This window comes from Pseudomonas brassicacearum (genome assembly GCF_003732265.1).
Lineage (GTDB): Bacteria > Pseudomonadota > Gammaproteobacteria > Pseudomonadales > Pseudomonadaceae > Aquipseudomonas > Aquipseudomonas brassicacearum_D.
This window is the reverse complement of sequence record NZ_MOBK01000017.1, coordinates 46,117-58,608: the sequence shown is the minus strand read 5'-3', so window position 1 is coordinate 58,608 and position 12,492 is coordinate 46,117. Positions and strand designations below refer to the sequence as shown.

At 61.1% G+C, this 12,492-nt stretch carries 6 protein-coding genes; all 6 read right to left on the bottom strand.

Translation table 11 applies throughout. The features are described from left to right. Nucleotides 1-106: 106 nt before the first annotated feature. Entirely contained in the window at nucleotides 107-853 is a 747-nt protein-coding gene (locus BK660_RS28870; RefSeq protein WP_123436229.1) for an SDR family oxidoreductase, read from the bottom strand. A 116-nt stretch (nucleotides 854-969) separates the two neighbouring features. Further along, nucleotides 970-3,051: a putative bifunctional diguanylate cyclase/phosphodiesterase gene (locus BK660_RS28865; RefSeq protein WP_123436228.1), complete on the bottom strand. Its 2,082-nt coding sequence runs from the start codon at nucleotides 3,049-3,051 to the stop codon at nucleotides 970-972. Between the two features lie 323 nt (nucleotides 3,052-3,374). Then, on the bottom strand, nucleotides 3,375-4,856 hold the full coding sequence (locus BK660_RS28860; RefSeq protein ID WP_123436227.1) for an efflux transporter outer membrane subunit: 1,482 nt from the start codon (nucleotides 4,854-4,856) through the stop codon (nucleotides 3,375-3,377). After that, the gene (locus BK660_RS28855) at nucleotides 4,853-7,960 is read right to left on the bottom strand and encodes an efflux RND transporter permease subunit (RefSeq protein WP_123436226.1); all 3,108 of its coding nucleotides are present in this window, start codon (nucleotides 7,958-7,960) and stop codon (nucleotides 4,853-4,855) included. Before BK660_RS28855 ends, BK660_RS28860 begins: the two co-directional genes overlap by 4 nt. Then, a complete protein-coding gene (locus BK660_RS28850) occupies nucleotides 7,957-11,061 on the bottom strand; it encodes an MdtB/MuxB family multidrug efflux RND transporter permease subunit (RefSeq protein WP_123436225.1) in 3,105 nt (1,034 codons plus the stop codon). Before BK660_RS28850 ends, BK660_RS28855 begins: the two co-directional genes overlap by 4 nt. Then, a complete protein-coding gene (locus BK660_RS28845; RefSeq protein ID WP_123436224.1) occupies nucleotides 11,058-12,374 on the bottom strand; it encodes an MdtA/MuxA family multidrug efflux RND transporter periplasmic adaptor subunit in 1,317 nt (438 codons plus the stop codon). The genes BK660_RS28850 and BK660_RS28845 overlap by 4 nt, the downstream gene beginning before the upstream one ends. Nucleotides 12,375-12,492 lie beyond the last annotated feature (118 nt).

Here is a 12,492-nt window from a genome sequence, read left to right as displayed (position 1 = left end):
TCGCGAGCAAGCCCGCTCCCACATTAATTTTGTGTCGTTCACAAATCAAATGTGGGAGCGGGCTTGCTCGCGAAGAGGCCAGTGCAATCAATACAAATCTCAGGGATTAACGGCCACCGCCAAGATCAACAAAAGTCCCGGTCGCATAAGAAGCCTTGTCGGAAAGCAACCACACAATCGCCTCCGCCACTTCATCCGGCCTGCCACCGCGAGCCATCGGAATCGCAGACTCAAGTTTGCTGACCCGGTCCGGATCGCCGCTCAGCGCATGGAAGTCGGTGAAGATGAACCCCGGCCGCACGGCGTTGACGCGAATGCCCTCACCCGCCACTTCCTTGGACAAACCAATGGTGAAGCTGTCCAGCGCACCTTTTGAGGCGGCGTAATCCACGTACTCGTTGGGCGAGCCCAAACGCGAGGCCACCGACGATACGTTGACGATGCTGCCACCCTGCCCGCCGTGTTTGGGCGACATGCGCAAAATCGCGTGCTTGGCGCAGAGGATCGGCGCCAGGACGTTGGTCTTGAGAATTTTGAGAATGCGGAACTCGGACATTTCGTCGACCCGAGACTTGTGCCCGACGGTACCGGCGTTGTTCACCAAGGCCGTGACCCGGCCCAGTTCGGTGTCCACGCGGCGGAACATGGCGATCACTTCATCTTCGATGCTGACATCGGCGCGCACCGCAATGGCTTGGGCGCCCAGTGCGCGGACTTGCTCCAGCACACTTTGCGCGGCGGACTCGTCAGACTGGTAGTTGATACAGATCCGATAGCCCTGTTCGGCGGCCAGCAAAGCGGTGGCGGCACCAATGCCGCGACCGCCCCCGGTGATGACGATGACTTTGTCCATGTAAGCGTTCCCCCAATCCAACGTAAGCAGTCGGGGTCAAGAATAACCGCCATTGCCGGCTTTTGCATGGGCTCACGTCAACAGATACGACTACCGATTCCACACCCGTGAACATTTCAAGCCGTGATCAATTGCTCTGCGCGCAGGATGTCGACCATGAAGCGGTCCGCCGGCAACGGGTGTCCCAGCAGATAACCCTGCAACGAATCACACCCCAGCTTGGTCAGGAAGTCTTGCTGCACGCCGGTTTCGACCCCTTCAGCAACGATTCGCAAGCCCAGCGCCTGACCGAGTGCGACGATCGCCGAGACAATGGCGGCGTCGTCGCTGTCGTGTTCCAGGTCGCGGACGAAACCGCGGTCGATCTTCAACTCGTTGGCCGGAAGGCGCTTGAGGTACATCAGGCTCGAATAGCCCGTCCCGAAGTCATCGATGGACAGGTCGACGCCCATGGCCGAGAGTTCCTGCAACACCGTCATGCTCGCATCGGCATCGCTCATGGCGGTGGTTTCGGTGATTTCCAGGGTCAGGCTATTGGCCGGCAGCTGATGGGCGCTCAGGGCCTTGGCCACGCTTTGAACCAGCCCGGCATGGCAGAACTGCAACGCCGAGAGGTTCACCGCGATCCGCCAGTCGGTATAGCCCTGCACATACCATTCGCGCATCTGGCGGCAGGCTTCGTTGAGCACCCATTCGCCGATCGGAATGATCAGCCCGGTTTTTTCCGCCAGGTCGATAAACGTGTCCGGCAGAATCATGCCACGCGTCGGATGCTCCCACCGCAGCAGCGCTTCGGCGCCCACCGGCCGGCCATTGATCGCGTCGAACTTGGGCTGGTAATAGAGGCTGAACTGTTTCTGTTCAAGCGCAGTGCGCAGGTCCTGGAGCAGTTGCAACTGCTTGCGCGCGTTGCTGTTCATCGAGGCGTCGAAGAAGCTGTAGCCGTTTTTGCCGGCACCCTTGGCGTGATACATCGCGGCGTCAGCGTTCATCAGGAGGTCTTGGGCGGTCTGTCCATTGCCTGGGTACAGCGCGATGCCGACGCTGGCGGAAATCTGCAAGTCATGCTCAGCCACCCGGAACGAGCGAGCAATCAAACCGACCTGGCGCGCCGCCAGGCTCAACGCATCATCCGGCTCGGCAAGCCGCACCAGCAGCACAAATTCATCACCACCGATACGCGCCAATGTGTCCTGACTGCGCAAATCTTCACGTAGCCGCAGGCCGACTTCGCGCAACAACTGATCGCCCATGTGGTGGCCAAAGGCGTCATTGACCGGTTTGAAACCGTCCAGATCGATGAACATCAGCGCAAAACAGCCGCCCTGCTCCTTGACCTTGGACATCGCCTGTTCGATGCGATCGGCCAGCAATACGCGATTGGGCAAACCGGTCAGGGGGTCGTGCAAGGCCAGTTGCGTCAGTTCGCGGTTGGCCTCGGTCAGTGAGCGAGCGAGGTCCGCAGTCCGCGCTTCCAGACGTGCATCCAGCACCGATGTCAGCAAGGCGATGCTCAGCACCGCCAGCGTGGTGATCAGCACCAGATTATCCAGGCCCTTGCCATTCAAGCCGCTGACGGCCGCCCCACAGAAACTGCCGTCCGGGAAACGCGCTGCCGCCATGCCGGTGTAGTGCATGCCGACAATGGCGATGCCCATGATCACCGCCGCACCACCGCGAATCAGCCCGACATACGGCGTGTGCTGGCGCAGACGGAAGGCGATCCAGAGGGCTGCGCCCGAAGCACCAACGGCGATCAGCAGCGAGGTGCCAAACAGCGTCGGATCGTAATCGATGCCCGGTTGCATGCGCATGGCGGCCATGCCGGTGTAGTGCATCGCACTGATCCCGGCGCCCATCACCAGCGCGCCAAACGCCAGTTGCCAGGCCGGCAACTTCGGCTGACTGACAAGCCACAGGGCAAAGCCGCAAGAGAGGATGGCGGTCAGCAGCGACAGGAAGGTGATCGTGAGGTCGTAGCCCAGGTCAATCGGCAAATTGAACGCGAGCATGCCGATGAAGTGCATCGACCACACGCCAATGCCCATGGCAAAGGCACCGCCCGCCGTCCAGAAATGCACGGCCCGGCCTTTGGCCGTGGCGATCCGTCCGGTCAGGTCGAGCGCGGTATAGGACGCGAGAATCGCCACACAGAGCGAAATGATAACCAGGGTGGGTGAATAGCTACCGATCAGCATGGGACTTCTCGCGAGCGCCCGCCGTAGAGCGTTCTTACTCGGGGGGCAAATGCGGGCGATTGTACTGATTGCGGCAAAGAACGCACTGACAAAATAAGCAATTGGCCATCAACCCGATGAAACGCTTGTTTGATGTCAGGAAAGAAGCCTGTGCAACCTCCCCAAACGACAAACAACTGTGGCGAGGGGGCTTGCCCCCGTTCGGGCGCGAAGCACTCGTAAATACTGCCGGCTCGATTGAATTGAAGAATCTTGGGGGCCGCTTCGCAGCCCAACGGGGCGGTGCGGCGTTCCGACAGGCCCCCTCGCCACAAAGGATGGTGTTATTTGTTTTCGCTGACCTGCAACGCGCCGTCCCAACCGCCGCCCAGCGCGGCGATCAATTGCACACTGGCAATCAACCGGCTCTGCAACAGATCCAGCACGCTGCGTTCGTTGTTCAACGCCGTGGCCTGAACCACCACCACATCCAGATAAGCAATCAAACCGGCCTTGTACTGATTCTGGGTCAGGCGCAACGAGATACGCGCGGCCTCCAGTGCCTCCTGGCGCACGCCGGCTTCCTGCTCCAGCACCTTGAGCTGCACCAGGTAGTTTTCCACTTCGCGGAAACCGTCGAGCACGGTCTGGCGGTACTTGGCCACGGTCTCGTCATACGCCGCTTCACTGCGATCGACTTCTGCCGAGCGCTGGCCACCGTCAAACAAGGTCATCGCCAGTTGCGGCCCGACCGACCAGAAACGGTTGGGCACGCTGATCCAGTTGGAATAGGTGCTGCTGCTATAACCGCCGTTCAGGCTCAAGGTGAAATCCGGGTAATACGCGGCCTTGGCCACGCCGATATTGGCGTTGGCGGCCATCACCGAGCGCTCGGCAGAAGCAATGTCCGGACGGCGTTCCAGCAATTGCGAAGGCAGACCCACCGGCACCTCTGGCAAGGTCGGGATGGTGGTGGTTTCCGCCAGGCTGAACTCGGCGGGAGGCAGCCCGATCAACACGGCAATGGCGTTCTCGAACTGGGCACGCTGCCAGATCAGGTCAACCATGTCGGCCTGGGTGCTTTTGAGTTGGGTCTGCGCCTGCGCCACCGCGTCCCGGCCGGAAACGCCGGCGCGGTATTGGTTTTCAGTCATGGTCAGCGAACGCTGATAGGCCTCCACCGTGGCTTCCAGCAAGCGCTTCTGTTCGTCGATCACCCGCAATTGCAGGTAGTTTTGCACCAGCTCGGACTGCTGACTCAGGCGCATCGCGGCCAGATCGGCAAAGCTTGCCTGGGCATTGGCGGTATCGGCTTCCAGGCCTCGGCGCAGTTTGCCCCACACGTCCGCTTCCCAACTGACTCCGGCCTGGGCCGTGTAGGTGTCACGAATACCGCTGGAGGAACTGGTCAGGCTCGAATTACTGCTGCCTGTGCCCTGGCTGGAGCGGTTTTTGCCGACGGTCAAATCCACTGTCGGAAAAAACGCCCCGCGCGCACTGCGCACCAAGGCCTGGGCCTGACGGTATTGGGCCTCGGACTGGGCCACCGTCTGGTTGGAGCGGTTGAGTTGCTCGATCAGACCGTTGAGTTGCTGATCGCCATACAACTCCCACCAGGCACCGCGGGCCAGGGAGTCGCTCGGACTGGCCTGACGCCAGCCTGCCGCTTCCTTGTATTGCACCGGCGCAGCCGCCTGCGGGCGCTGATAGTCCGGGCCGACAGCACAAGCGCTGAGCATCGCCACGCACAACGCCAGGCTCAGCAGACGCGAGCCTCGGGCAGCGGCCAGCGGGACGGCCAGATTGATAAGCGAACGGTCAGTCATAGCGGAGTTTCCAGAGCAGCATCGGTACGCACCCCACGCCATTTATTGAAGCGATGGCGCAGTTTGTCGAGATAGAGGTAAACCACCGGGGTGGTGTAAAGGGTCAACACCTGGCTGAAGATCAGTCCGCCGATGATGGTCAGGCCCAGTGGCTGGCGCATTTCCGCACCTTCGGCCCGGCTCAGCAGCAGCGGCACGGCACCGAGGATCGCCGCCAGCGTGGTCATCAGGATCGGACGCAAACGTTGCAGACAGGCACTGCGAATCGACTCCAACGGCGCCAGGCCTTGATGGCGTTCGAGTTGCAGCGCGAGGTCGATCATCAGAATCGCGTTTTTCTTCACCACCCCGATCAGCAAAAACAGCCCCAGCAACGAGATCAGGCTGAACTCGCCGCCCAACGCATAGATCGAGAGCAACGCGCCGACCCCGGCCGACGGCAAGGTCGACAGAATGGTCAGCGGATGGATGTAGCTTTCATACAGCACACCCAACACCAGATAAACCGCCACCAACGCGCCGAGAATCATCCACGGCTGGCTCTTTTGGGTGGCGGCGAACGCATCGGCGGTGCCGGCCATTTTCGCGATCACGTCTTCAGGCAAACCGACCTTGGCAATCGCCCGCTCGATGGCAGCGGTGCCCTGCTCCACCGTCACGCCTTCGGCCATGTCAAATGACAGGCTTTCGGAGGCAAACTGGCCTTCATGGCTGACCCGATCGTCTTCCAGGCTGTTTTCGTAGTGGGCGATGGTCGACAACGGAATCCGCGCGCCATCGGCGGTGATCACCTGCACTTGCTTGAGCGTCACCGGGTCCTGGGCGTATTTCGGGTCGACTTCCATCACCACCTGATACTGGTTGAGACTGTCGTAAATCGTCGAAATCTGCCGCTGGCTGTAGGCGTTGTTCAGTACGGCCGTGACCATGCTCATGTCGACACCCAGGCGCTTGGCCTGATCGCGATCGACAATCAGCGTGACCTGCCGCGCACCGCGACCTTCGCGAGCGTCGATCGCCGTCAACTCCGGCAACGCCTTGAGTGCGGCGACGACTTTCGGGTACCACTCGCGCAATGCCCCCAGATCACCGCTTTGCAGGATGTAGGAGTACTGCGACGAGGTCTGTTCGCGGCCACCGCCAAATTGCAAGTCCTGGTCCGCCATCAACATCAGCTGTGCGCCGGGAACCTTGGGCATTTCCTTGCGCAGGCGTTCGATAACTTTCTGCGCCGAAATGCTGCGTTCCTTGATCGGTTTGAGTCGCACGATCATGACGGCATTGTTGGTGCCGTTCGTGCCGCCGATGAAGCCCGCGACGCTTTCCACCGCGTCGTCCTTGAGCACGGCACGGCGGAAGGTTTCCATCTTCGGTTGCATCACATTGAACGACAGGCCGTCGTCGCCGCGCACGAAACCAATCAGTTGACCGGTATCCTGTTGCGGCAGAAATGTTTTGGGAACAACCACATACAGCGCAACGTTCACGCCAATCGTCACGAACAGGCTGAGCAAGGTCAGTCGACGGTGACGCAGTACCCAATCAAGGCTGGTCGCGTATTTACCGACCATCCATTCGTTGGCGCGCTGGCTCCAGCGCTGCAAACGGTTTTCCTGACCCGGCGTGTGCGGCTTCAGCCAACGGGCACAGAGCATCGGGGTCAGGGTCAGCGAGACCACCAGCGACACCACGATCGACGCGGCCAGGGTGATGGAGAACTCGCGGAACAGACTTTCGATGATCCCGCCCATGAACAGGATCGACAGGAACACCGCCACCAGCGAGACGTTCATCGACAGCAAGGTAAACCCGACTTCCTGAGCACCGAGGTACGCAGCCTTCATCGGCGGCACGCCTTCGTCGATGTGCCGGGAGATGTTCTCCAGCACCACGATGGCATCGTCGACCACCAGCCCGGTGGCGAGGATCAGCGCCATCAGCGACAGGTTGTTCAGCGAGAATCCGTAGAGGTACATCACCGCGAAGGTGCCGACCAGCGACACCGGCACCGCCAGCGTCGGGATCAGCGACGCACGAAAATTACCGAGGAACAGGAACACCACCAGAATCACCAGCGTCACGGCGATCAACAGGGTCATTTCGGCTTCGTGCAGGGTCGCCTTGATCACCGGGGAGCGGTCCATCGCCAGGTTCAGCTTGACGCTGGCCGGCAGCACCGCCTGCAATGCCGGCAGCTGCGCCTTGATTTCTTTGACCGTCTCGATGATGTTGGCACCGGCCTGGCGGTTAATCACCAGCAGTACCGCCGCATCGTCGTTGAAGAAGCCGCTGTTGTAGCGGTCCTCGACGCCGTCGCTGACCTTCGCCACGTCCTTGAGGCGCAGGGCTGCGCCGCCGTTGTAGTGGATGATCAGCGACTCGTAATCCTTGGCTTTTTCCAGTTGATCGTTGGCCTGGACCTGCCACAACCGCTCGCCGTCTTCGACCGAGCCCTTGGGCCGGCGCACGTTGGCGTTGGCGATGGTGTTGCGCACATCGTCCAGGGCCACGCCGTACTGGTTGAGGGCTTGTGGCTCAAGCTCGATACGCACCGCCGGCAACGAACTGCCGCCGATCTGCACTTCGCCCACGCCCTGCACCTGCGACAGACTCTGGGACAGAATGGTCGAGGCCAAATCGTAGAGTTGGCCCTTTTCCAGCACATCCGACGTCAGCGACAGCACCATGATCGGCGCCTGGGACGGGTTGACCTTCTTGTAGGTCGGCATGCTGCGCATCCCGCTCGGTAGCAGGTTGCGCGAGGCGTTGATCGCCGCTTGCACTTCCCGCGCCGCGCCATTGATGTCGCGGTCGAGGTCAAACTGCAGGATCACCCGGGTCGAGCCCTGACTGGAACGGCTGCTCATGGTGTTGACCCCGGCGATGGTGCCGAAGGATCGCTCCAGCGGCGTGGCCACGGTCGAGGCCATGACCTCGGGGCTCGCGCCGGGCAGGCTGGCCTGCACCACGATCACCGGGAAATCCATCTGCGGCAACGGCGATACCGGCAACAGGCCGAAGCTCACGCCGCCCAGCAGCATGATCGCCAGGCTCAGCAACATGGTCGCGACCGGGCGCTTGATGAACGGTCCGGAGAGGTTCATGGCTGCTCTACCGCTTCCACGGCGTCAGACTTGTGGCCCCAGCGGCGGCCGAGACGGTCGAAATACAAGTAGATGACAGGCGTGGTGAACAAGGTCAGCACCTGGCTCACCAGCAACCCACCGACCATCACCAGACCCAGCGGCTGACGCAATTCCGCACCGGAACCGGTGGCCAGCATCAGCGGCACCGCACCAAACAACGCTGCCAGCGTGGTCATCAGAATCGGCCGGAAGCGCAGCAACGCGGCTTGATAGATCGCGGTTTCCGGGTCCATGCCCTGATTGCGCTCTGCGTCGAGGGCGAAGTCGATCATCATGATCGCGTTCTTTTTCACGATACCGATCAGCAAAATGATGCCGATGATCGCGATCATCCCCAGGTCATTGCCGCTCAGGATCAACGCCAGCAAGGCGCCAACCGCCGCAGACGGCAAGGTCGAAAGAATGGTAATCGGGTGGATGTAGCTCTCGTACAGCACGCCAAGCACGATGTACATGGTCACCACTGCCGCCAGAATCAGCAGCAAGGTGCTCGATAACGACGCCTGGAATGCCTCGGCCGCGCCCTGGAACTGGGTCTGCACGCCAATCGGCATGCCGATGTCTTTCTGCACCTGATCGATGATCTCGACCGCATGCCCCAGCGCCACACCCGGCGCCAGGTTGAACGACATCATCACCGCCGGGAACTGGCCGATGTGGGTGATAGCCAGTTGCGCCTGGCGCTCTTCGATGTGCGCCAGGCTCGACAGGCGAACCTGCCCGCCGTCCGTGGTTTTCACGTGAATCTGGTTCAGCGCATCCGGGCCGATCTTCTCCCCGGATTGCGATTGCAGGACCACGCGGTACTGGCTGGCCTGGGTGTAGATGGTCGAAATCTGTCGCTGACCGAAGGCATCGTAGAGTGCATCGGTAATGTTTGACACCGAGACCCCGACCCGTGAAGCGGCATCGCGGTCGATCACCAGATAAACCTGCAAACCCTTGTCCTGCAAATCGCTGGCAACGTCGGTCAGTTCCGGCCGATGGGACAATGCATCGACCAGACGGCCGCTCCACAGGGTGAGCAATTCCGAGTCCGGTGATGACATGCTGAATTGGTATTGCGTGCGACTGACACGGTCTTCGATGGTCAGGTCCTGCACCGGCTGCATGAACAGGCGGATGCCGACCAGCTTGTCCAGTTCCGGTTGCAGGCGGGCAATCACCTGGGTTGCGCTGAGGTCACGGTCGCCGTGGGACTTGAGGTTGATCAGCAGACGACCACTGTTGAGTGTCGAGTTGTCACCGTCGACGCCGATGTAGGACGACAGGCTTTCCACCGCCGGGTCGGCGAGGATCACCTTGGCCAGCTCCTGTTGGCGTTCGCTCATCGCCGCGAAGGAAATCGACTGCGGCGCCTCGGAAATGCCCTGGATCACCCCGGTGTCCTGCACCGGGAAGAAGCCTTTGGGCACGACCATGTAGAGGAACACGGTCAACGCCAGCGTGCCAATGGCTACCAGCAATGTCAGTGGCTGGTGCTTGAGCACCCACTGCAATTTGCGCCCGTAGGCCGCGATCATCCAGTCGATTGTCGCGCCGCTGGCCCGGTAGAAACGCCCCTGCTCTTCTTCCTTGGGTTCACGCTTGAGCAACCGCGCGCACATCATCGGCGTCAGGGTCAGGGACACCACCAGCGAAATCAGGATCGCCACCGCCAGCGTGATCGCAAACTCACGGAACAGGCGCCCTACCACATCGGCCATGAACAGCAGCGGGATCAACACCGCGATCAACGACAGGGTCAGGGAAATCAGGGTGAAGCCGATCTGCTTCGCGCCCTTGAGCGCGGCATTCAGGGGGCTGTCCCCTTCTTCGATAAACCTGGAAATGTTCTCCAGCATCACGATCGCATCGTCCACCACAAAACCGGTGGCGATGGTCAGGGCCATCAGGGTCAGGTTATTCACCGAGAACCCGGCGAGGTACATCACGCCGAACGTACCGATCAACGACAACGGCACGGCAATCGATGGAATGATCGTCGCACTGGCACGGCGCAGAAACAGGAAAGTGACCATCACCACCAAGGCAATGGCGATCAGCAACTCGTGTTGCACGTCTTTGACCGAGGCTCGAATGGTCTGGGTGCGGTCGGTCAGTACCGTAACGTCGAGGCCGGCCGGCAGGTTGTCGGTGATGCTCGGGAGCAACGCCTTGATCCGGTCGACCACCTCGATCACGTTGGCACCGGGCTGGCGCTGAATGTTCAGCAGCACGGCCTGGTTTTCATTGGCCCATGCCGCCAGGCGTTCGTTTTCCGCGCCGTCGACGATTTCCGCCACATCCTTGAGCCGCAACGGCGCGCCGTTGGCATAAGCCAGAATCAGGTTGGCGTAGTCCTTGGGTGACGTCAGTTGATCGTTGGCATCGAGCATCGACACCCGGGTCGGGCCGTCGAAGTTGCCCTTGGGCTGGTTGACGTTGGAAGCGCCGATCAGCGTGCGCACGTCCGACAGGTTCAAACCGTTGGCCGCGAGGGCCTCGGGATTGACCTTGATCCGCACCGCCTGACGCTGACCGCCGGCAATGCTGACCATGCCGACCCCGCTGATCTGGGCGATTTTCTGCGCCATGCGCGTGTCGACCAGGTCATTGAGCTTGGGCAACAACATGGTTTTGGAGGTAATGGCCAAGGTCAGCACCGGAGTGTCCGCCGGGTTGACCTTGTTGTACACCGGCGGTGCCGGCAGGTCCTTGGGCAGCAAATTGGTCGCGGCGTTGATCGCGGCTTGTACCTGTTGTTCGGCGACGTCCATGTTGATGTCGAGACTGAACCGCAAGGTCAGCACCGAGGCGCCGCCCGAACTGGTCGACGCCATCTGGGTCAGGCCGGGCATTTGCCCGAACTGACGCTCCAGTGGCGCAGTGACCGCACTGGTCATGACGTCCGGGCTGGCGCCGGGATAAAGCGTCATCACGCGGATCGTCGGGTAATCGACCTGGGGCAGCGCCGACACCGGCAGTAACCGATAGGCGATCAAACCGGCCAACACAATGGCCAGCATACTCAGGGTCGTGGCGACCGGACGAAGGATGAACAGCCGCGAGATGTTCATGCGCCGCCCTTTTTCGCCTTGTCGGCAGCGGCCGGCTCAGACACATCCGCCGCCGACTTGCCTTGCAGGTGCCCGGTCGGGGTCGTCGGCACGTCGTCGGGGTTATTGACCACTTCGACTTCGCTGCCTTCCTTCAAGCGGTCGGTGCCTTCCAGTACCACACGATCCCCGGGGGCCAGGCCTTCAGTGATCACCGTGTTCGTGCCATCGCTGGCGCCGACTTTCAACTGACGGATCGTGACCTTCTTGTCGCCGTCCAGCGCATAGGCGAAGGTGCCGTTGGTGCCGAACTGAATCGCCGCCGACGGTGCGAGCACTACTCCCTTGAGGGTGTCGGCGAGCAAGTGGACATTGACGAACTGATTAGGGAACAGGGTTTGATCGCGGTTTTCGTAGCGCGCCTTGAATTTAAGGGTACCGGTGGTGGTGTCGATCTGGTTGTCCAGGCTCTGCAAGACGCCGGTGGCCTGCAGTTTGGTGTCGCTGCGATCCCAGGCTTCGGCGGGCAGTTTGGCGCCGGTGCGGTAACGGGCCAATACCACGTCAAGGCTGTTTTCCGGCAAGGTGAAGGCGACGCTGATCGGTTGGGTCTGGGTGATGATCGCCAGCGCCGTGGTGTCGTTGGCGGCAACCAGGTTGCCGACGTCAAGTTGACGCAAACCGACACGCCCGGTAATCGGCGCGCGGATCCTGGTGAACTCGAGATTGAGCTTGGCGTCGTTGACCGCCGCCTGATTGGTCTTGACCGTGCCCAGGTACTGACCGACCAATGCTTCTGCAGTGTCCAGGGTTTGCTTGGCGATACTGTCTTCCTTGAACAGACCGCGATAACGCTCGACATCGACCTGGGCGTTTTTCAGTTGTGCCTGGTTCTGCAACAACGTGCCTTCGGCCTGGAGCAAGGCATTCTGGTACGGACGCGGGTCGATTTCAGCCAGTAAATCGCCAGCCTTGACCATTTGCCCTTCCTCGAACGCCACCTTCGTCAACTCGCCGCCCACACGGCTGCGCACGTTGATGGTGTTCAATGCGGTAACGGTGCCCAGCGCCTTGTAGTACAGCGGGAAGTCACCCTTGACCGCAGGCGCCACGCGCACAGGCACTGGACCGGTAGCCCCGCCAAAACCCGGGCGCATGCCTCCCGACCTGCCGGTATGACCGGCCACGGCTTTCTGCCCTGCACCCTCCTTGTTAGCAGCACCGGTGGGCCAGAATTTCCAGCACACGCCAGCGATGACCAACAGGACAAGCAGGCCGAACAGCCAGCGACGAGGACTACGGGAAGCGGAGGATTGCATTGAATGATCAACCATTGGGCGCGTGGGCTTCTTTTACATGAGGCTGAACGATAAGCACTGACGGCTATTAAGCAAAGCGGCTTTACCGGCAATTTACCTTCGGCTTACGTAACAGGATGTTTGGGCAAGACAC